The following is a 20,061-nucleotide window of genomic DNA, read 5'->3' on the forward strand; positions in this document are numbered from 1 at the left end:
AGTCACTTTAGAAGTCCAATCAGCTGATAATAAGAAAAATAGGGAATACGAGTCTTCCATCGTCACTCGCTTGCTTGAATTATATTTTTTCTTATCTTGGTCTGATTTTTAATTTTTTAATTCGCTTAAATCAATTGTTTCTTGATTATCGAGCGGATCTGTCTTTTCTGGTGAAGCTTCTAATTCTGGAAAAAGTTCTGCATCTTCACTGGCTGAAGTTTCATCATCAGCCTTTGGAGAAGATTCTGATGGTGTTTCTGTTGGAAGTTCAGCCTGTTCGGCTGTGTCAGCTTGTTTATCAGTGCTGACCGCTTCGTCAGTAACATCTGTCACTTCTTTTTCTGATTCAACAGGAACATTTTCTTGCTCAGTCGCTTCTATTTTGCTTTCATCTTCTGCAGAAGTATCATCAGATGAGTTTTCATCCGTTGAATTCCCAGCCATTTGTTCTTCAGTAAGAGGAGTAATGGCTTGGGTTTTAGCTAAAGTAGTTTCCGCATTTTCCAAATGTTCTTCAATAATTTCTTGAAGTTTTTCCTCAGGATTAATGACATAATCTTGGGTAGGTTTGAATATTTCTGACCAATCATCTGATTGAATTGAGGCCAATTGATTTTCAATAATTGAAGTCATGCGTTGATGATAAAGACGCATCTTGCGTTTCAAATCATCCGTATCGCGGACAAGTTTACGTGCATCATCTGAGGCAGCATTTAAGATGAAACCAGCTTCTTTTTTAGCGGCTTCAATAATTAGTGCACTCTTTTGACCGGCTTTAGCCACCACTTCGGTTGCTTCTTTCTCAGAATTAATTTTCATCGTATCTGCTTCGCTCTTAGCTTGTTCACGGAGGTTATCCGCTGCATCTTGAGCGACAACGATAGACTTATTCAATGAATCTTTCATATCATCGAAATATTTCACGCGTTCGCGCAAAGCTTTTAATTCCCGTTCTTGATCTTTTATTTTTTGTGCAAATTCGTCATAATCTCGAACTACGATATCCAAAAATTCATCAACTTCATGTTTACTGAAGCCACGAAATTGTGGGTTAAAGGTTTTGTTTTGAACGTCCAGACTGTTTAATGTCATCGATCACTCCTTTTTATCTTGAGAAAATCTTTTATTTAAATGAGATTTTCAAGTGCTTCGAATTTACTTCTTATTATTTTTAGTAATTTCTAATTCAACTCTCTGTTTGCCTTTTTTAGTTTGCCCTAAAACTGGGCCAACCTTAAAACGTCCATAACCTCGGACACTGATCAGGTCATCAGTACTTACAGAGAAATCTTTCTTATCTATTTCTAGGTAATTTATCTTAACCTTATTTGATTCTAACATATTTGAAGCGAGATTGCGAGAAATTTTGAAAGCGACTGCAATTAATTTATCAAGCCGTAAGTTATCCACAAGAACAACTTCACTGACCGCTCTGTCAGTAGGTTTTGCAAGCGCTGCGAGCGAAATTTCCTTGATTTTTACCGCTGCTCTTCCAATTTTTTCGATAGCTTTAAATAGTTCAACCAAATGTTTACTGACAAAAACTTGTATTTTTTCTTCAGTGACAATGATATCACCTAACTCTTGTCTTTTGATGCCAGTTTGTCCCAAAAACGTACCTAAGACTTGGGCGTGTGTAAGTTGGATAAACTTAGAGGCATAAGTGACTTCCAGAAGTGCAAGATCAAAATCATCAGGATCTAAAACATAAAATTCAGGAGCCATAATTATCTTGACCGTCTCTGTTTCGGCAAGGCTTCGACTTGAGTAAAGACAAAGGGCACGCCGATTTGAAAGGGCTGATAAGATTTCAGCTTCCCGTGGATTTAGAAAAGGTGTGGTAATCACACTGTAGGTTTCTTCAACTCGACTTATCCAATCCAAACATCGCTCAATAAAGCGACGTTCTTCTGCTTTATAATGCTGAAAAATTTGTTCTGTCAAAATAGAATCCCACGCAGTACAATAACAATGAATCGTTGAATAAATTGAAGCACGATAAGTGCCACAAGAATTGTAAAATCTAACCCAGCAATACGCAAAGGTAAATTTTCAAAGAGACTCAGGTAGGGGCGGGAGATTTTTACAATCACTCGTCCAAACCATGTATTGTATAAATTTGGAATCCAGCTCATCAAAGCATAAATCACTAAGACAAGTGAATAAGCATCTAATAACCAAAAGAGCCATTTAACAAGAGTAAGCGTAATAAACATTAGTATAAATCATAACTTTCAAAATTTTGACCAGCTAAGATAGACATTTCTTTAGCTGCATCGACTGTGATATTCGCAGGAGTCATCAAGAAGATTTGTCCCCCAACATTTTGAATATCACCATCAAGTGTAAAGACCACGCCCGTCATGAAATCAATCGAGCGACGTGCTTGGGCGTCACCCATAAATTTGAAATTAACCAACACACATTCGCCATTTTTGACGATACGTGCAGATTCCATGATGTCCGCGTAGGCACGTGGCTCTTTAATTGCAATAGTTGAAACCGTCGCTGCAAGTGATTGTGATTGCGACGCAGTAGATTGTTGTACGATTTTTTCAGACATAGGTTTTGTGAAAGTTGAAGCAGGACGTTTAGGTGCTGCTGTTTGAGTTTGAGATTTTTGAGGAGGTACAGTACGACGTTGATAGTCATTGTGTACCTTACGCTCTTCGACCTTTTGTTGCGCTGCAGGTGCTACAGTTGGCTTAGATTCTTGCACAGGACGAACAGGTTCATCGAACTCTTCCTCATCCTCTACAAAATAATCGCGCAGATTATTCATCCAATCTTTAAATGCCATATTTTCCTCCGTTGTTTACTTTATCTAGGTTCACAAGTCTTTAAAAATTTCTGTGCCAATTCGTACAAAGGTTGCTCCTTCTTGGATTGCAATCTCGTAGTCCCGGCTCATCCCCATGCTCAATTCAGTACAAGGAATTTTTGGAAGATTCATTTCAGATATTTCAACTTGTAATTTTTTCAGTTGCCCGAAAATGTTATGACATTCTTCTTCAGTCGCTTCAAACGGAGCCATAGTCATCAAACCAACGATTTCAAGATGTGCAAGTTCTGACAATTCTGTCAGAGCTGACAGGAGTTCTGCTTTCGAAAACCCATGCTTGCTTGCCTCACCCGAGATGTTTACCTCAGCAAAACATTTGATAGGATGTTCAGCGCGTTTACTAATTTCTTGCGCCAACTTAACAGAATCTAGTGCATGGAAATAATCAACAAAATTGATAACGTTCTTGACCTTACGTCGTTGCAGATTACCAATAAGATGCCAAGTGAGTTCTCTCTCTTTAAGTGCTTCGTACTTTTCGAGAAAAAGCTCTACTCGATTTTCGGCAAGATGAGAAATACCCTGATCGACCACTTCTTTCGCTTCCTTGACACCTACATACTTTGTCACGGCAATTACTGAAACTGACTGATTAGAATAAGAAGACGCAGCTTTCGCCGCATCCACATTACTCATTATTTTTTTAACATTTTCTTCAATTGTCATTGATTATTTATTACGGAAAAATGGTGGAGTATCAAGATCTTCATCAGTTGAAGTTGGAATGCCACCAAAACTTGTTACAGAAGCTGTATCACGATTGTTATTTACATTTTGGCGTGGTGAGCTTTCGCGACGGATATCCCAATCTCCAAAGGCAGAAGGTTGGTTTTGGGTTTGTGCAGTTGATTGTTGCTGTTGTTGTTGAACTGGGCGATGATTAACTTGCATGTTGGAGTTATGTGTCAAATTAGGTTGACGTCGTGATTCTGGTTGCAAGCCCAATGCCTCATCAGCATCTTCTTTAGCAACGCCTGTTGCGACAACAGTAACACGAATTTCGTCTTTCAAATTAGGATCTATAGCAGTACCCAACATGATATTGACATCATTACCTGCTGCTTGAATAACAATCTCAGAAGCGTCTTGTGCTTCAATCAAGCTCATGTCCATACCACCGGTAACGTTCAAGAGCACATTTTCAGCTCCCTCAATAGTTGTTTCGAGTAAAGGTGAATAGATAGCTTTACGAGTTGCTTCGATAACGCGATCTTCTCCAGAAGCCACACCGATTCCCATAAGGGCATCACCTTTGTTTTCCATGACGGTCTTAACATCGGCAAAGTCAAGGTTAATCATTCCTGGGTTGGTAATCAAATCTGTAACCCCTTGAACACCTTGACGTAAAACATTATCCGCTTCACGCAATGCTTCGGTCAATGGTGTTTTCTTATCAACAATTTCAAGCAAGTTATTATTTGAAATAATGAGAAGGGTATCAACATTGGCACGAAGGGCTTCAATACCTTCAGTAGCAAAGTATGAACGTTTTGAACCTTCAAAACCAAAGGGACGAGTAACAACACCCACAGTCAAAGCGCCAAGTTCTTTTGCAATTTGTGCAATAACTGGTGCAGCACCTGTACCAGTTCCACCACCCATACCAGCAGTGATGAAGATCATATCTGAGCCTTCAAGCGCTTGTGAAACTGTTTCAGCTGATTCTTCAGCCGCACGTTTCCCAACTTCAGGTTGTGCTCCAGCACCTAAACCACGTGTTAATTTAGGCCCAAGTTGAATGACTGTGTCTGCCTTAGAGCTACGTAAAGCTTGTACATCAGTGTTTGCTGCGATAAATTCTACACCAGAAACACCTTCTTCAATCATGCGGTTGATGGCATTACCACCACCGCCTCCAACACCGATGACTTTAATCACAGCACCAGTAGTCAAGTCTGTATCAAATGAAAATTCCATGATTTATATTTCTCCGTTTTTACTTTCAGAATTGAAATAATCCGCTTAGAAAACACCGGATGCTCTGAGTCCATAACCCTTACATCATCCTTTTCAAAGACGGATTGTTTTCTTAATAATTAGTCAAAAAGATTGCCAAAGAAGTTTTTGGCACGATCCATAAGACCTTCCTTATCTTCTTCAGGTTCAGTTGCCTTTTGAGTAGCAACTGGGCGAGCTTGAGGTTCAACGTAGAAGTCATTTTCTACATTCGCTGGCACTGTTGTCGTTTGAGTTGGAACTGTTGTTACAGGAGCAACATAAGCTTCCTCTGCCGCAGTATAAGCATAATCACCTGAAAATGCTTGGGATACTAAAACATCAATATCACTACGATTACCTACATAACTTACAACACTGATTACTTGCGCAAAAGCAGGATTACGTAATCCCATTTCCCCCGGAACAAACAATCGCGCATTCATACCCAGAGCTTTTGTTGCTAAATCGACTACTCCAGGCATTGCAGCCGTTCCACCAACAAGAATCAAACCACCAGGAGTTTCAAAAGTATGCCCATGGTCTAAATCTTGGCGAACACGGTCAAAAATTTGTGTCATTCTCGCTTCGATGATTTGTGATAAATAATACTCTGTCACTTGTTCAGGTTCATCTTTACCTACAACATCAACCAAGAAATACTCATCTTGACTCGCACGCTCTGTACTTGCTTCACCATAATTGACTTTTAAATCTTCTGCAGCTGAGAGTGAAGTGTTCAAGACAGTTGAAATATCTTTGGTAACATAATCACCACCCTCAGGGCTAGTATGGGTAAATCTTAAAGCTTGTTCTTTAACAGCACTTACCGTTGTTTGTCCAGCTCCAAGGTCAACCATAATGGTACCAAATTCACGTTCACCTTCAGTCAGAACATACTGAGCCATGGCAAGTGGGGCAATCACAATATTATCCACGATCAGTCCTGCACGTTCCACAACTTTTCGCACGTTATGTACTAAAGTTTTAGGGCCTGTGTAAACAACACCACGAATTTCTAAGCGAACACCAAACATGCCGCGGGGATCAGATATTCCTGTAAACCCGTCAACTGTAAACTCTTTTGTTTCCAGTGCTATTATTTCACGTTCAGGGACGATGCCACGCATTAAGGCGTTTTGAACGACCTGAATCACATCATTATCTGTAATTTCTTTTGTTTCACTAACAATTGGAACCATTCCTTGGCAAGGTTCCATTTCGAGGGAGTTTGCTGGGATACTCACATTGATTCGATCAATCGTGATTCCTGCACGTTCTTCAGCAGCATTTACGGCTTTACGTAAAGCTTGTGCCACCTTCTCAATATCTACAATGATCCCATTTTTCAATCCGTCAGATTTTGCATTTCCGACGCCTATTATATTCATTTCACCTGAGACGTACTCTGCAACAAGCACTTTAATTGTGTTTGTGCCGATATCTACGCCTGTATAAAGTCCACTTTTGGCCATAAAAGCGACTCCTTTCCCTCACACATCACGATTCATATTTTTTTAATAAATTGGAGAGTGTATAGACAATTTTGTATGCAATTACACTCACTAATTATTTTAACATAAAATCACAGTAAAACAAGAGTTTAGCTGTGATTTTTTGAGTTTTTTATTAAATTAGAGACGATCTTCTCTTGACATTGAGAAAATCGAGATGGTTCCCTCTCCCGTATGGGTTACAATCGTTGAACTAAGGGGGCGAATTTTTATGTCTTGAATGTCACTGTTTTTCATAATTTCTGATTTGATTTCTTGAGCGACTTCATCAGTGCCAGAATAAGAAATAATGAGTCGGGGATAGTTCATGTCCATCCCTTCTAAAGTCTTTTCAACCATTTGATGAAGCGCTTTTTTCTTCCCTCTGACCTTTGTGACTTGACGGAGTTTCCCTTCTGGATCTACATCCAAGAGCGGCTTGATACTAGCCATTGTTCCCACAAGGGCAAGCGCTTTAGGTATCCTTCCCCCACGCGCCAAGTGATTTAGGTCGTCCACCATGAATCGGCTTTGCAACCGTTTAATCATCACCGCTAAAGCAGCAACTGTTTCATCTAAGCTCTTGCCAGCATCTCGTAACTTAACGGCTTCTTCAACCAAAAAACCTTCTCCAGAAGCTGCAGCCAATGTGTCAACAATCGTTATCTTTGCTTCTGGGTCTTCTTCTAAAAGCATTTCTCGAGCAATGACAGCCGACTGATAGGTACCTGAAAGCCCCGATGAAAATGCGAGGTATAAAAGTTCTTCTTTAGTGGCAGCAAAGGTTTTGAAAACCTCTAAAAACTGGCCCGAATTAATTTGTGAGGTATGAACAGCCTCTCCTTTTTTTAAAGCGGCTAGCAAGGTGCTATTATCCAGCGGATGCTCTCCCACAGTTTCATAAGTCTTATCGCCGATGGTTACCGTCATACCAAGGGTTGTGATATCGTGTTCGTCAAGATAAGACTGACTTAAATCGGCGGTAGAGTCTGTCATAATTTGAAAAGTCATAAAATTTTTTCCTTTTTCAGTTTAATCCGTTTACTGACAAAGCTGTCAGTAACTTTTCCAATTCCTTATTTTTTATTTTCGATTTTTAAATATCTCATACATCAAAATACCGGCTGCTACAGAAGCATTCAGACTTTGCACATGCCCAGTCATTGGTATTGTGACCATCTCATCTACTTGCTTTTTGAGATTTTGACCAATCCCATGTCCTTCATTACCAATGATGAGAGCTACCTTGCCAGAAGTATTCCATTGGTTATAGGGCGTGCCGTCCATATCCGTCCCAAAAATCCAAAATCCAGCTGCTTTGAGCTTATCTAACGCTTGTGACAGGTTGGTTACACGTACTACAGGAACGTGTTGGAGTGCACCTGTAGAAGCTTTTACGGCTGTTGGCGTAATCCCAACAGCACGATGTTTAGGGATGATAATGGCATCAACACCTGTAGCATCCGCAGTCCGTGCAATTGAACCCAGATTATGAGGATCAGTTAATTCATCTAAAAGCAATATCGTAGCTTCTGACCGGTCTGTCAGCCCATCCAAAATGGTTGTCAACTCAGCGTAAGCAAACTCTGACACTCGGGCCATGAAACCTTGATGAACTCCATTTTCCGTAAGTTTGTTTAATTCAGTTTTAGGCGTCCATGAAATATTGACTTTTTTTGTGCGCGCAAGCTCTTTTACTTTTTCAACATTTTTTCCACGCAGGTCCTCTTGAATGTAAAGCTTATTGACGAGCCCACCATTCAAAGCCTCTACTACCGCATGTAATCCGTAGATTAAATCTGTATTTTCCATGAAATCATTATATCATTTTTACGCAAAAAAACCTGACTCCATTCGTCGGGCTTTTTGTTATGTAAGAGTATCAAAAAATTATGTAAAAAGCACAATTGACTTTTTTATCGGTTTTACATAATTAAGTTAAGAAAATTATAATTTGAACTTTCTTCTAAATGCTTATTTAACCCTAATATAGTCACTTAGTTCTTTTTGATACTTAGAGGTTTCCCATTTTCTTAAAGGTGAATTAAAATACGATGCAAGCAAATAAGCGACGAGTGGGCCGGTGGTAAGACCGGAAGAACCCAAGCCACTGGCGACCGCCAGAGTTGGTTCAAGAGGAAGCGGGCCAAAAAATGGTGCAAAATCAGGGGTGTAAGCGCGTGTGCCTACACGATATTCATACGGGTAGGTTGTTAATTGCTCTGCCTCGAAATATTTCTCAGACGTTTGCGTAAGCTCATCAAAAGCGCTTTGAGTTGGTGTCAGGTCCCATTTAGCCTCATTTTCATGCGTAGCTCCTAAAAGAATCTGACCATTTTGAAAGGGGATCAAATCTGCCGCACCTTCCAAGAAGGCCACGGGCCAGTTTTGTGACGCATAAGGCGTTTGAAAGGCTATAAGTTGCCCCTTTTGTGGTGACACTTCTGCATCATAACCCAATGGTGCCAAGATATGTTTTAAAGCGGGCCCAGGGCAAAGCACCAGTTCGTCCACAGTCATGGCATATTCATCCGTTTGTACCTTCCATCCTACTGCTAGCTTTTCCACACTTGCATGTGCTTCTATCCACTTCACTCCTCTTGAGAGGGCTCGTTTTTTAAGATGGGTAAGATAAGCTTTTCCATCTAAACGAGCACCTCCTGTGATATATAAACTTTCCATTGGTTTAAGTAGGGGCAGTAAGCGGTTAGTTTCTTCTGGGGTAAGGCGATTAATTTCACCAAGTTCGGGGGCCTCCCGTCGTCGTTCTTTAGCGAGCTCTGCTAATTCATTCAGTGATTGGGGTTCTCTCACAAAGAGCGTACCACATTTTTCATAGATTTCTGGACCAAGCTCAAAATCCTGAACCACTTTTTCAAAAAATGCTGCCCCATCTTTTGCTAATTGATACCATTTTTTATTTCTTCTTTTTGATAGCCAAGGCGAAATAATCCCCGCACTGGCTCTTGTAGCTTGCTGTCTCGGATCATCAAAAAGATAAATTTCAAATTGTTTCGGGTCTAAATAATTTACTAAGGTCAGTCCAATAATCCCCCCACCAATAACCGCTATTTTTTTCATTTCTTTTCCTCTCTTTTACAAAGAAAAAATCATGGTATAAAACCTGATTTTTATTTTCTTGCTGCTTTAGACTTGTTGCTTTTGTTTCTTAGAATGCTTTAGCCTCACATAGAAAAGTGCTGATTTATATAACGCTATGCTGCTAAGTTACCTTTTATCCTCCGTTAGAAGGGCCGTTTCACTAGGTGTCATCACCTCATCATAATGTTCAATCTTGTAGGTCAAATAGTCTAAGGCCGACTGCTTTTCTTCAATTTCGCAACGCAGCTGCTCAACTTGTGCTTCTAAAATGGCGATCCGTTCCCCTTTTGTTTCTGGATTTCCTTGAGCAACAAGTGCCATATACCGCGTAAGCGGCTCTACCTGAACACCTGCATCACGCATATGTTTAACAAATTTTAACGTCTTAATGTCTTGCTCACTAAAATTACGAAGTCCCGACTCCGTACGTTTGATATGAGGAATGAGCCCAATTTTTTCATAATATCTGATATTATCCGCTTTTATCCCGGAACGTTCTGCTGCTTTTTTGATATTCATTCTTTTATTTTAACATTTAACCCTAGCTTCAAGTCAAGAAAAGTTCTTTTAAAAAAAACACCTCGCTATCAGCAAGATGTTTTCAATGTTTAAGCTAAAGCTCCCATTGGATCCCAAGGAAGTAAAACTTGTGGTTTAGCTTCATAAGCTGCGCGTTCTTCTTGACTCAGCAAGTCTTTACGCACGACAATTTGGTAGGTATACTCGTCCATCCATGCATCAGAAGCGACAAAGTAGCCCTGATTACCCGCATCTTTCCCCCAAGAATTTTCAACTTTCCATTTCACTGAGTTTCCATCTGCATCCAAATCAACACCCGCTAAAACCATGGCATGTGTCATGAGTGATTCGCCGTAATCGAGCCGACCCGCTTTAGTCTGTGTGAATTCAATATCTAATGAAGATTTGAAATCATAGGCATCCATTGTTAATAAACCTGCTGTACGATTTGATTCTTGACCTACGTCACATCCAAACCAGACCGTTTCTCCAGCTTGCATTTGTGCAATAGCCAATTTTTTAAAGCGATCCATATCAACATTCAGATGTTTGACTTCCTTACCTCCGACAACATTTCCTAAAAATTCTACCGTGTAGCTCTTATTATAGGGTTTGTCTTGCGTAGGCGCATTGATAACAGAAACATAATTATTCAAATCAATATCCACATATTCTTTATAGAAGTCTTGCGGTGTACCTACAAATTTTTTGTATTCATTGTCTTTATTTCGGAAAGCAAATTCGAAATTTTGTGGTGGTAAACCTAAAGTTACAGCAAGGAAATTGAAAATTTCTTGGAGCAATTCTTCTTTAACTGCTTGAACATCGCCTCCTTGCTCGAGGGTATAACGTAAAATTTCAGCATCTTGTCGAAGCAATTTATTCAAGTATTGGTTAAGTTCACGTGAGTTGCTAGATGCTTTTGATTCTGGATAGACAGCCTTGGGCACAATCCCATATTTATCAAAAATCGCAACCATCATATCCCACTGTCCACCATCTTGTTGTGGTGTTTGGAGCAAGAATTTCAGGCGACGATCATCCATATTAACATCCCCGATGATTTGTTCCATAAACCAGTTTGATTTTTCATATTTATCCCAAAAGAAAGTGTAAGCTTGTGAAAACTCAAAATCTTCTGTTTTAAAATCATTGATGAATTTATGACGAAATGTATTTAAAGCTGCAAACATCCAGCAACGACCTGATTGTTTTTGGTTTGTCACAGGATCTTTTGTCAAATCAATGGAAAACTCAGGCAAATTAGCAGCGTGCGAGCCACGTACTTCAAGAGAAGCAAGTAAACCGTTGCTTGTTACGGCGTTTTCCAAGGCTCTTAATTTTGTATTTTCAGCAAAATTTTCATAGAGTTTTTGTGTAAAATCTGATGTTACTGTCATAATCCCTCCCAGTCGTGCGACGGCTATAAGTACGCGCACTTGCCCTCCCGTTTTCGGTAAAGAGCTTTTATTATTTTTTATATTCTTTTATTATAATCTAAATTGTCAAAAAAATCAGCTTTGAAGATGACGGCGTAAATCTTTCCGTGCTTCAAGTAACCACGGATGAGCAACTTTCAATCCCTCTGCAAGGATGAAATCGATATAATAAAGTGCCGCACTTTCTAAACTTACTGACAGCTCTGTCAGTAAACCTTCTTTAAAAGGAGCATCATCTCCACCATCCCAACGAATCTTGTCTGCCAAAAAAATAATCAAATCTAAATCTGAAAAATTTTTACGTAGCGTTGTATGACATTCAATCGCTGCAAGCACTTGTTCATCATTTACTTCAAAATACTCCCGTGCTAAATATTTAGAAAGTTTTTGATGAATAATTAAAGGAAATTCTTTTTCTTGAGGCAAAAGTTTAAGCCCCCATTTCTCAGCCTGACTTATCCGTTGGCATGAAGGGTAAACACCCCCAATATCGTGAAGCAGTCCACCGACAAATGCTTGAGATTTACTGACAGAACCGTCAGTAAACTTCTTATTTGCCTCTTTTGAACTAAGCCGAATATTTAAGCGTTGATTTAAACAATCGTCAGCGAGCTGCTCAGCCATCTCAGCGACAGCCAAGCTATGTTCAAAGAGCAGTGGTCGCTTAAGAAAACTGCGTGTTTCTTCTATTAAAACTTCCTTTTTGATCTTCACTCCCCCCTATCAGATAAGAAAAAAGCTACCCGAAAGTAGATTTTTATTAGTTTTAAATATCGACAGCAGTACCTGAAGCAATGATCATCATCATATTACTCCCACCGTTACCAACGGTTTCGTAATCTACCTTCACGCCAACAACCGCACTTGCACCTAGCGCAGCTGCACGTTGTTCCAATTCTTCCAAGGCTTCTTGTCGCGCTTGAATCAATTCATTTTCATAAGATTTAGAGCGTCCCCCCAAAATATTAGTAAAACTCGCTTTAAAATCTTTGATAAAATCAACCCCAGCTACTACTTCGCCAAAGACGATTCCTTTGTACCCCTTGATTTCAACACCCTCAATGCTGTTTGTTGTCGTAACGATCATCGCCTACTCCTTCACTTCTTGTAACGTTTTTCTTTATTATACCATTTCTTGAAGCAGACGAATCAGTCCTTGGGCTGATTTTTGACCCGCTTCAATGATAAATTCATCGAAGTTAACGTTGGCATTGTGATCAGCTGTATCTGACATGGCGCGAATAATGACAAAAGGTTTCCCTAAAGCTGTTGCAGCTTGGGCGATTGAGGCCCCTTCCATTTCCACTGCCAAAACTTCTGGAAAATGATTTTTAATCTCTACAATCTTGCTAGGGCTACTGATGAAGCTGTCAGAGCTTGTAATCAAGCCAACATGAACATTTTCAAGCACTTTTTTCAACTCAGAAACAAAATATTTGCTTGATTCAAAATACAAAGGTTGTTGAGCCATTTGACCATAAGCATAACCAAAAGCAGTAACATCAACATCATGATAAGCAAGTTTATCAGCCACTACAACATCCCCAATAGCTAATCCTTGCGCAACTGCTCCTGCTGAACCCGTGTTAATAATAGCATCAACATCAAAGATATCTACCAAAAATCCAACAGCAAGTGCAGACATCACCTTACCAATACCAGATTGCACCAAAACCACTTCATGGCGGCCAATCGAACCTGTGTGAAAGACAAGTCCGTGCCGCGTTTGTTTGCCTGCATTTTCCAAATTTTCAACAAGAACACGGATTTCTTCATCCATTGCACAAATAATACCAATTTTCATCGTTAATAAACTTCTTTCTATTTTTCCATCTTTTCTAATAAAAGATGGGGCTGATCATGTTTTCTTTTTTCTATTTAAAAATAATATAAGAAGAAAGCCAAGGCTAACACTAAAACGATCCCAACCACAATCATCAACCACTTATTAATGGTTTTACCACGTTTTTGAGCCTTTGCATTTTCTATTCGTCGACTTTTATAGACCGAGTTTTTGCTAAGTTCCTTTTCAATGTTATCATATTTTTGAGCGATTTCCTCATCGCGCTCAAGTTCTTCTTGAAGACGCCGCTCCAAAGCTTTTTTATCTTGCTTTGCCTTCTCTATAATATCATCTGTTAAAAGTGGTCTAGGCATGACGCTCAACCTCCGATTTTAATTGTTGCATTTCCCAATACCAAATCGCCATAATTGTCTTAGCGTCCGCAATTTGTTCAGTTTCGATCATTGCTTTAGCTTCGGCAAGAGTCACTTCTATCTGCTCTAAAAACTCTCCATCATCAGCTGCGCGGGGATGTTCAACTTTTGTTAAATTAGAAGAGAAATAGACATAAGTTTTTTCGGATGAAAAACCAGGTGTTCCATAAAAAGCGCTGATTTCGACTAAATCAGCCGCAAGATAACCCGTTTCTTCTTCTAATTCACGTAAAGCTGCTGCTTGTGGATCTTTTTCCTCACCCTCTTCTAACTTTCCAGCAGGAATCTCAAAAATAAACTTCTCTAAAGCTTTACGATACTGTCCTACTAAAACCATTTTCCCTTCATGAACCGGGGCGATTGCTGTTCCTCCATTATGAAAAACAAGTTCACGAAAACTCGTCTGGTCATCCGGCAAACTTACAATATCTCGTACGACATGAAAAATCTTCCCATGAAAAATTTCTTCCCGAGATAAGGTTTTTTCTTCAAATTTTTTATCGTCAAACGTTAGCATTTTTTCCTTCCTTGAAAAGTTTTGCGTTTTCAGCCTCAAACTTTTCTCACCTAAAATCGAACGAAAGAGCTTCATGAGAAACTCTTTGTCCTAGGTAAATTATTATTGACCACGGTAGTGTGGCATTTTTTTGGCACGTCCTAGCTTATTGACTTGCTTGCCCCGTCCAATTTCAACAGCATCTTCTGGAACATCTTCAGTTACAATCGATCCCGCTGCAGTCAAAGCATTTTTTCCGATATGTACTGGTGCGATAATTGTAGAGTTAGAACCAATGAAAGCAAAATCATCTATCTCCGTATTAAATTTATTTTGTCCATCATAGTTAGCTGTGATAGTACCCGCACCAAAGTTTACCTTTTCGCCAATCGTAGCATTTCCAATATAAGTCAAATGTCCCGCTTTAGTGCCTTTGCCAAGTGTTGAGCCTTTGATTTCAACGAAGTTTCCGACATGAACTTCTTCACTAAGAACTGTTCCTGGACGAAGATGCGCATAAGGACCGCAGTTGCTACCGACACTCATTTTACTGCCTTCTACAGTTGAATTACGTACCTCACAGTTAGAATGAATCTCAGAGTTCTCAATCCGGCTTCCATTGGTGATGAGGACATTTTTACCAATAAAGGTATTTCCTTTAATCGTAACATTTGGTTCAATAATCGTTTCTTCCTCAATGGTTACGTCACTCTCAATATAGATTGTAGCGGGATCAATTAGCGTCACGCCATTGACCATATGACCATGATTAATACGTTTACGCATGGTCACCTCAGCTTGAGCCAGTGCCACACGATCATTGACACCTAAGCTTTCTTCGAAGTCATCCAGCACATGAGCTGCGACGGTTTGCCCTGCTTTTTTAAATATTTCAATCACATCGGTCAAGTAGTATTCGCCTTGAGCATTATCTGTCGTCAACTCACCCAAAGCTTTGAAGAGGGCTTTATTATCAAAAACATAAGTTCCTGTATTAATCTCTGTAATGGCTTTTTCAAAATCATTCGCATCTTTTTGCTCAACAATTTTTTCAACTGTTTCATCTGCTCCACGCACGATTCGTCCATAACCTGTTGGATTAGGAGCAATTGCCGTTAAAATCGTTGCTGTCGCATTTTGCGCAAAATGATAGTTAAAAAGCTCATCTATAGTTTGACCAGTAATCAATGGAGTATCCCCAGCAATAACAAGCGTTGCTCCCTCTTCATTTGCCAACAAATCAGCTGCAATCTTAACCGCATGACCTGTACCCAACTGTTCAGCTTGTTTTACAAATTGAGTACCGCGCGGGAGGGTCGCAATGACACGGTCTGCTTCGTGCCCAACAATCACGACATTTTTTGTCATATCAACTTCTGACACACTTGTCAGTACATGCGCTAACATGGACTTACCAGCTACCTTATGTAGTACTTTAGGTAAAGCTGACTTCATTCGAGTCCCTTTCCCAGCAGCTAAAATAATCGCAAATTTATTCATGTGAATCTCCTTTAATGTCACTAAGCAAAATATAAATCTTTAACCAATTATATCATATTAAAAAAAGATTTTTATAATCGTTCTTCATTTTTATGTTAAAATAGATACCAGTAATCCTCATTGAACCTTGCAAATTTAAAGCTTTGTAAGTTCATCTCAACACAGTTGAACCTGTGCTTGTGAGGGATCAGAAAGGTTTTCCATTATGCAAAAGATTGGTTTTATTGGTATTGGTAAGATGGCTACAGCGATTATCGCTGGTCTCGATCCTACAAGATTTGAAATTCTCATCTCTGGTCGGGATTTTAGTAAAACACAAAAACAAGCCCAAGAACTTTCAGCACAAGCTGTTACACAGCGTGAACTTGTGACAAAATCAGACTTAATCGTCTTGGCGGTCAAACCCCAAGTCCTCCCAAAAGTTCTGACAGAGCTGTCAGTAGATTTAACTTCTGACAAGACCCTTGTCTCCATAGCCGCTGGCTTAACATTAGCTGATTTGACGGAGCTTACTCAAACAGCCCATCAACCTATTATCCGAGTAATGCCCAATATCAACGCTCAAATCGGTCAGTCTACTTCTGCTATCGTTAAAAATGATTTCGTCACTGATCAAGCGTATCAGGCGACCCAAGAAATTTTTCAAGCTGTGGGGTCAGTCCACGAGATTGCAGAAAAAGATTTTTCAACTTTTGCTGCAATCGCGGGCTCAAGTCCCGCCTTTATCTATATGTTTATTGATGCGTTAGCCCGTGCGGGTGTTTTACATGGGCTACCTAAAGACAAAGCCACAAAAATTGTTGCGGAAACTGTACAAGCTTCCGCCGAAATGATCTTGCAAAGTGGGGAAAATCCTTGGAGTTTGGTAGACAAAGTTTCAAGTCCAGGAGGGACCACTGTTGCTGGAGTAGTTAGTCTTGAACAAAATCATTTTATCGGGACAGTTATTGATGCTATCACCGCTACAGTTGAGAAAGAAAAAAATTTAAAATAAGAAAAAGAACTTACAACGCTGTAAGTTCTTTTTCTTATTTTAGTTCCTCGTTATCCGATTTTTTCCAAAATAAAAAATGCCTTCTGGCATTTTTATTACTTTGCTTTATCCGACGATAATGCCAAGGTTTTCTTAACGACGAAGTCCCAATGAAGAGATGAGTTCGCGGTAACGTTGAACGTCTTTTTCACGGAGGTAACCAAGGAGGTTACGACGGTGACCGATTTTTTTCATCAAACCACGGTATGTAGCGTGGTCTTTCTTGTGAGATTTAATGTGGTCGTTAAGATGGTTGATTTCCCAAGTCAATACAGCGATTTGTACTTCAGGTGAACCAGTATCGCCTTCTTTACGAGCGTATTGAGCGATGATTTCTTGTTTTTTTTCTTTTGAAATTGCCATGAGTTTTTCTCCTTTTTTTATATTGCCCAGTCCGAGTGACAGCTTGGCGAGCATGAAACCAAGAATGGGTTGTAAAAAACTACTCTCTCATCATACACTTTTTTCCTTTTTATTTCAAGTAAAGAAAAGCTTACCCAAAGGTAAGATTTTCCTTTTTATTCACTCGAACTTGTAGAAGTTGTTGTATCTCCTGACGAGTCTTTGGTTTCCTCTTTTGAGGAATGTGTAGTCTCAGCTTTTGCACTGCTTTCACTTTCAGAGGTACTACTTTGCGTTGTTGTAGACTCTGGTGTGCTACTTTCTGTTGTTGAGGTAGTACTTGTTGTACTTTCTGGCGTACTCTGTGTCGTCGTAGACTCTGGCGTCGTCGTTGATGTCGAAGCAGGTTGGTAAGCCCCCAAATAAGTTAAAGTAATTTGCTGTGTAGCGATATTGAAAGTATCTCCCGCAGCAACGTTCGAGTCATAAACGTAGTTTTCTCCATTTGGATAATTCGTATTAGGTTGCTCATCCAAAATGATATTCTCCTCAGGAACGCCCATTGAAATCAAATCTGCCTTGACTTGCTTATAGGTCCGATTTTTGAACTCAGGCATTGTACCCTGTTCGCCTTCAGAGACTTCCAATATAATTTGAGCATCCCCATCTAAATCAAAATAATCCCCTGATTTAGGTGTTTGGCTAACAACAGTCCCTGCAGGTTGAGAACTTTCCACCGTTTTAGATACAATCTGATTTTCAGCAACATCATGCTCAATCATCAGATCATCTTTAACATCCTGGTAATCTTTTCCTACGTAATTCTTCATCTTAAAGGAATTACCACCTTCAGACAAATAGATATTGACTTTGCTTCCTGAACGTACTGAACTTCCAGATTTAGGATTTGAACGGGTGACTTTATTTTTGGCAACTTCTTTACTTGTTTCGTGATATACCGTACCAAGTCCTAACTTAGCAGCTTCAAGCTTTGTTTTTGCTTGATTTTCCGTTAAATTAGTTAAATTTGGAACCTTCACATTATTAGGCGTTGAAGCCATCCAGGCGGCCACACCGCCCCCAATAAGTATAAAGGCAAGAACTAGAGCTAAAATCAATTTTTTCTTTGATTTTTTAGGCTTTCTTTGAGCCGTCCCAGCAGCTCTTTGTGCCACTTCAGTGGACTCAGGTATTTTTTCAACATTCGCATGATGTTTACCAGCTGCTAAAGCTTCTTGCTCAGTCATGGTCACTACTTTATCCCAGACTGTGGTCGATGGCATGTTATTTTTATCATACCAATAAACTTCTGCCTTCCCCTCATCAGCGACATATACCGTTCGTTCAGAGGTTGAGGACTTATCAATAAGCGGCTTGGTATCATAGGGGTTGATCAAATTTGCTGGCATGATCTTCGTCTCGTCTTGATCTTTGGTAAAGACGAGTTTTTCCTCACCTTTACGATCTAAACTCGTCGATGTAGCCAGATCAGTCATCATTTCTTCAACATCTGCGTAACGGTTTTTAATATCTTTTGCCGTCGCACGTATGACCACATTCTCAAGTGACTGTGGAACATCCGGATTAAGATTAATAATGCTGGGGATATTTTCTTGAAAATGCTTCAAAGCAATGGCTACTGCAGAGTCGCCATCAAAGGGAATTTGTCCCGTCAGCAATTCAAATAAGATAATCCCAATAGCATAGATATCTGATTGAACCGTGGCATTAGAGCCACGCGCTTGTTCAGGTGAGAGGTAATGTACCGAGCCAAACATCGTATTTGTCTGAGTTAATGACGTCTCCGAGAGCGCTTTTGCAATTCCGAAATCCGTTACTTTAACCGTTCCACTTTGAGCTACTAAAACATTTTGCGGTTTTAAGTCTCGGTGAATAATACCGTGAGAGTGGGCCATGTCCATCGCAGATAAAATTTCGGTAGTGATTTCTATAGCTTCATCATTCGAAAGCGGTGCTTTTTGAATGATGTATTGCTTAAGCGTCATTCCATCAACATATTCCATGACAATGTATTGTTGATTTTCAAATTCGCCCACATCAGAAATACCGACGATGTTTGGATGGGAAAGTTCAGCCATAGCAAAAGCTTCTCTTTGAAAACGAGCAATTGCAATATCGTCATTTTCAAAATTAGAGCGTAAAACTTTAATGGCTACTTGACGATTCCCAAGGAAAGTGTCCTCGCCTTGATAGACGTTCGCCATTCCTCCACGGCCAATCTCTTTGATAATCCGGTAACGATCAGCAAAGATTTTACCGATTTGAATCATCAGTCGACCTCCTGTGCTTGTGACTCGGCCACGCCATCAAAAGCCACTAAGATGACAGTAACATTATCAAGCCCTCCGTGTTCATTCGCTAAGCGAATCAAGGCTTCTGATTTATTATCTAATGTTAAATCTTCTCTATCTAAAATTTCTTGGATCTCAGCGGCTGAAACCATATTTGTCAGCCCATCTGAGTTCATCAAAATAATATCACCAGAGTGAAGAAGTAAACTCTGGATATCGGCCTGAACTTCATTTGTTTGGCCTAAAGAGCGCGTGATGATGTTTTTATTAGGATGAACTTCGGCTTCTTCCTCAGTAATTTGTCCTGCATCAACTAATTCTTGAACTAAAGAGTGGTCAGTTGTGATTTTGGTTAAAAGACCATCTCGCACAAGGTAAGTGCGACTATCGCCAACATGGGCAGAGATAGCTACATCTCCTTTGATCATGACCGCTTCAAGCGTTGTCCCCATTCCTTGATATTCGTCTAGCTTACCCAGACTTGCAATATTATCATTTTCATTACGAATTTGATTTCTCAACCAAACTTCGAGCGTAGTTTCTGGTGTGTCCACATCAAAAAATGTCTCTGACCAAAGTTTGCCGAGATCTTCAACAGTAAGCTTACTGGCTACATTACCTGCTTTGTGTCCACCCATTCCATCAGCTAACAAAAAGAGTCGATAGCCTGCGCGGTTGATATAACTATCGGCATAGTCCTGATTGGTACTACGTTTTGAGCCGATATCTGATAAAATACTATATTCCACTTTTTCTCCTTGAAAGAACAAAGTTTTTATTGTGAGTTAAAAAAGTAATGATAGAGTGGTAGCGAACTTCTCCCTAACACTC

At 39.8% G+C, this 20,061-nt stretch carries 22 protein-coding genes; 1 reads left to right on the forward strand and 21 read right to left on the reverse strand.

Annotation, left to right across the window (positions count from 1 at the left end):
• Nucleotides 1-108: 108 nt before the first annotated feature.
• From JKP71_RS06535 to glmU, 18 genes are all read right to left on the reverse strand, one after another.
• Nucleotides 109-1,092 (reverse strand): DivIVA domain-containing protein, encoded by a 984-nt coding sequence (locus JKP71_RS06535; RefSeq protein WP_200407455.1) that lies wholly within the window; start codon nucleotides 1,090-1,092, stop codon nucleotides 109-111.
• A 63-nt stretch (nucleotides 1,093-1,155) separates the two neighbouring features.
• Nucleotides 1,156-1,947, reverse strand: a complete 792-nt coding sequence (locus JKP71_RS06540; RefSeq protein ID WP_075525311.1) for a YlmH family RNA-binding protein — start codon at nucleotides 1,945-1,947, stop codon at nucleotides 1,156-1,158.
• Entirely contained in the window at nucleotides 1,941-2,216 is a 276-nt protein-coding gene (locus JKP71_RS06545; RefSeq protein ID WP_200407456.1) for a YggT family protein, read from the reverse strand. Before JKP71_RS06545 ends, JKP71_RS06540 begins: the two co-directional genes overlap by 7 nt.
• Nucleotides 2,216-2,800: a cell division protein SepF gene (locus JKP71_RS06550; RefSeq protein ID WP_200407457.1), complete on the reverse strand. Its 585-nt coding sequence runs from the start codon at nucleotides 2,798-2,800 to the stop codon at nucleotides 2,216-2,218. Before JKP71_RS06550 ends, JKP71_RS06545 begins: the two co-directional genes overlap by 1 nt.
• Before the next feature lie 30 nt (nucleotides 2,801-2,830).
• Nucleotides 2,831-3,508, reverse strand: a complete 678-nt coding sequence (locus JKP71_RS06555; protein WP_075525314.1) for a YggS family pyridoxal phosphate-dependent enzyme — start codon at nucleotides 3,506-3,508, stop codon at nucleotides 2,831-2,833.
• Nucleotides 3,509-3,511: 3 nt separating this feature from the next.
• Entirely contained in the window at nucleotides 3,512-4,759 is a 1,248-nt protein-coding gene (gene ftsZ, locus JKP71_RS06560) for a cell division protein FtsZ (protein WP_075525315.1), read from the reverse strand.
• 119 nt (nucleotides 4,760-4,878) lie between these two features.
• Nucleotides 4,879-6,252: a cell division protein FtsA gene (gene ftsA, locus JKP71_RS06565; protein ID WP_200407458.1), complete on the reverse strand. Its 1,374-nt coding sequence runs from the start codon at nucleotides 6,250-6,252 to the stop codon at nucleotides 4,879-4,881.
• 159 nt (nucleotides 6,253-6,411) lie between these two features.
• The gene (locus JKP71_RS06570; protein WP_200407459.1) at nucleotides 6,412-7,281 is read right to left on the reverse strand and encodes a DegV family protein; all 870 of its coding nucleotides are present in this window, start codon (nucleotides 7,279-7,281) and stop codon (nucleotides 6,412-6,414) included.
• A gap of 72 nt (nucleotides 7,282-7,353) precedes the next feature.
• The gene (gene rlmB, locus JKP71_RS06575; RefSeq protein WP_200407460.1) at nucleotides 7,354-8,082 is read right to left on the reverse strand and encodes a 23S rRNA (guanosine(2251)-2'-O)-methyltransferase RlmB; all 729 of its coding nucleotides are present in this window, start codon (nucleotides 8,080-8,082) and stop codon (nucleotides 7,354-7,356) included.
• A 162-nt stretch (nucleotides 8,083-8,244) separates the two neighbouring features.
• Nucleotides 8,245-9,351, reverse strand: coding sequence for an NAD(P)/FAD-dependent oxidoreductase (locus JKP71_RS06580; RefSeq protein ID WP_200407461.1), 1,107 nt, complete (start codon nucleotides 9,349-9,351; stop codon nucleotides 8,245-8,247).
• A 147-nt stretch (nucleotides 9,352-9,498) separates the two neighbouring features.
• Entirely contained in the window at nucleotides 9,499-9,891 is a 393-nt protein-coding gene (locus JKP71_RS06585) for a MerR family transcriptional regulator (RefSeq protein ID WP_075525320.1), read from the reverse strand.
• Between the two features lie 89 nt (nucleotides 9,892-9,980).
• Nucleotides 9,981-11,291 (reverse strand): aminopeptidase C, encoded by a 1,311-nt coding sequence (gene pepC, locus JKP71_RS06590; protein ID WP_075525321.1) that lies wholly within the window; start codon nucleotides 11,289-11,291, stop codon nucleotides 9,981-9,983.
• Between the two features lie 114 nt (nucleotides 11,292-11,405).
• Nucleotides 11,406-12,044: an HD domain-containing protein gene (locus JKP71_RS06595; protein WP_234446113.1), complete on the reverse strand. Its 639-nt coding sequence runs from the start codon at nucleotides 12,042-12,044 to the stop codon at nucleotides 11,406-11,408.
• Nucleotides 12,045-12,096: 52 nt separating this feature from the next.
• Nucleotides 12,097-12,417 (reverse strand): YbjQ family protein, encoded by a 321-nt coding sequence (locus JKP71_RS06600; RefSeq protein WP_200407462.1) that lies wholly within the window; start codon nucleotides 12,415-12,417, stop codon nucleotides 12,097-12,099.
• A gap of 36 nt (nucleotides 12,418-12,453) precedes the next feature.
• Nucleotides 12,454-13,134 (reverse strand): 5'-methylthioadenosine/adenosylhomocysteine nucleosidase, encoded by a 681-nt coding sequence (locus JKP71_RS06605; protein ID WP_075525324.1) that lies wholly within the window; start codon nucleotides 13,132-13,134, stop codon nucleotides 12,454-12,456.
• Between the two features lie 74 nt (nucleotides 13,135-13,208).
• Nucleotides 13,209-13,487 carry a cell wall synthase accessory phosphoprotein MacP gene (gene macP, locus JKP71_RS06610; protein WP_075525325.1) on the reverse strand — a complete coding sequence of 93 codons (279 nt, stop codon included), beginning with the start codon at nucleotides 13,485-13,487 and terminating at the stop codon, nucleotides 13,209-13,211.
• Nucleotides 13,480-14,064, reverse strand: a complete 585-nt coding sequence (locus JKP71_RS06615; protein ID WP_075525354.1) for an NUDIX hydrolase — start codon at nucleotides 14,062-14,064, stop codon at nucleotides 13,480-13,482. Before JKP71_RS06615 ends, macP begins: the two co-directional genes overlap by 8 nt.
• A 102-nt stretch (nucleotides 14,065-14,166) precedes the next feature.
• Nucleotides 14,167-15,543 carry a bifunctional UDP-N-acetylglucosamine diphosphorylase/glucosamine-1-phosphate N-acetyltransferase GlmU gene (glmU, locus tag JKP71_RS06620; protein WP_200407463.1) on the reverse strand — a complete coding sequence of 459 codons (1,377 nt, stop codon included), beginning with the start codon at nucleotides 15,541-15,543 and terminating at the stop codon, nucleotides 14,167-14,169.
• 205 nt (nucleotides 15,544-15,748) lie between these two features.
• Between glmU and proC the strand changes: the two genes are divergently transcribed.
• A complete protein-coding gene (gene proC / locus JKP71_RS06625; RefSeq protein ID WP_200407464.1) occupies nucleotides 15,749-16,537 on the forward strand; it encodes a pyrroline-5-carboxylate reductase in 789 nt (262 codons plus the stop codon).
• 132 nt (nucleotides 16,538-16,669) lie between these two features.
• Here the strand turns inward: proC and rpsO are convergent, their stop codons facing one another.
• The 3 genes from rpsO to JKP71_RS06640 form a co-directional block, all read right to left on the reverse strand.
• A complete protein-coding gene (rpsO, locus tag JKP71_RS06630; protein WP_075525328.1) occupies nucleotides 16,670-16,939 on the reverse strand; it encodes a 30S ribosomal protein S15 in 270 nt (89 codons plus the stop codon).
• 155 nt (nucleotides 16,940-17,094) lie between these two features.
• Nucleotides 17,095-19,209 carry a Stk1 family PASTA domain-containing Ser/Thr kinase gene (gene pknB / locus JKP71_RS06635; RefSeq protein ID WP_200407465.1) on the reverse strand — a complete coding sequence of 705 codons (2,115 nt, stop codon included), beginning with the start codon at nucleotides 19,207-19,209 and terminating at the stop codon, nucleotides 17,095-17,097.
• Nucleotides 19,209-19,979, reverse strand: a complete 771-nt coding sequence (locus JKP71_RS06640) for a Stp1/IreP family PP2C-type Ser/Thr phosphatase (protein ID WP_075525330.1) — start codon at nucleotides 19,977-19,979, stop codon at nucleotides 19,209-19,211. Before JKP71_RS06640 ends, pknB begins: the two co-directional genes overlap by 1 nt.
• Between the last annotated feature and the right edge of the window lie 82 nt (nucleotides 19,980-20,061).

The organism is Lactococcus taiwanensis (genome assembly GCF_014905395.1).
GTDB lineage: Bacteria > Bacillota > Bacilli > Lactobacillales > Streptococcaceae > Lactococcus > Lactococcus taiwanensis.

Coding starts and splice junctions, on each gene's coding strand:
- JKP71_RS06535 (WP_200407455.1), bottom strand. CDS start 1,092: ATGACATTAAACAGTCTGGACGTTCAAAACAAAACCTTTAACCCACAA.
- JKP71_RS06545 (WP_200407456.1), bottom strand. CDS start 2,216: ATGTTTATTACGCTTACTCTTGTTAAATGGCTCTTTTGGTTATTAGAT.
- JKP71_RS06550 (WP_200407457.1), bottom strand. CDS start 2,800: ATGGCATTTAAAGATTGGATGAATAATCTGCGCGATTATTTTGTAGAG.
- JKP71_RS06555 (WP_075525314.1), bottom strand. CDS start 3,508: ATGACAATTGAAGAAAATGTTAAAAAAATAATGAGTAATGTGGATGCG.
- ftsZ (WP_075525315.1), bottom strand. CDS start 4,759: ATGGAATTTTCATTTGATACAGACTTGACTACTGGTGCTGTGATTAAA.
- ftsA (WP_200407458.1), bottom strand. CDS start 6,252: ATGGCCAAAAGTGGACTTTATACAGGCGTAGATATCGGCACAAACACA.
- JKP71_RS06570 (WP_200407459.1), bottom strand. CDS start 7,281: ATGACTTTTCAAATTATGACAGACTCTACCGCCGATTTAAGTCAGTCT.
- rlmB (WP_200407460.1), bottom strand. CDS start 8,082: ATGGAAAATACAGATTTAATCTACGGATTACATGCGGTAGTAGAGGCT.
- JKP71_RS06580 (WP_200407461.1), bottom strand. CDS start 9,351: ATGAAAAAAATAGCGGTTATTGGTGGGGGGATTATTGGACTGACCTTA.
- JKP71_RS06585 (WP_075525320.1), bottom strand. CDS start 9,891: ATGAATATCAAAAAAGCAGCAGAACGTTCCGGGATAAAAGCGGATAAT.
- pepC (WP_075525321.1), bottom strand. CDS start 11,291: ATGACAGTAACATCAGATTTTACACAAAAACTCTATGAAAATTTTGCT.
- JKP71_RS06600 (WP_200407462.1), bottom strand. CDS start 12,417: ATGATCGTTACGACAACAAACAGCATTGAGGGTGTTGAAATCAAGGGG.
- JKP71_RS06605 (WP_075525324.1), bottom strand. CDS start 13,134: ATGAAAATTGGTATTATTTGTGCAATGGATGAAGAAATCCGTGTTCTT.
- macP (WP_075525325.1), bottom strand. CDS start 13,487: ATGCCTAGACCACTTTTAACAGATGATATTATAGAGAAGGCAAAGCAA.
- JKP71_RS06615 (WP_075525354.1), bottom strand. CDS start 14,064: ATGCTAACGTTTGACGATAAAAAATTTGAAGAAAAAACCTTATCTCGG.
- glmU (WP_200407463.1), bottom strand. CDS start 15,543: ATGAATAAATTTGCGATTATTTTAGCTGCTGGGAAAGGGACTCGAATG.
- proC (WP_200407464.1), top strand. CDS start 15,749: ATGCAAAAGATTGGTTTTATTGGTATTGGTAAGATGGCTACAGCGATT.
- rpsO (WP_075525328.1), bottom strand. CDS start 16,939: ATGGCAATTTCAAAAGAAAAAAAACAAGAAATCATCGCTCAATACGCT.
- pknB (WP_200407465.1), bottom strand. CDS start 19,209: ATGATTCAAATCGGTAAAATCTTTGCTGATCGTTACCGGATTATCAAA.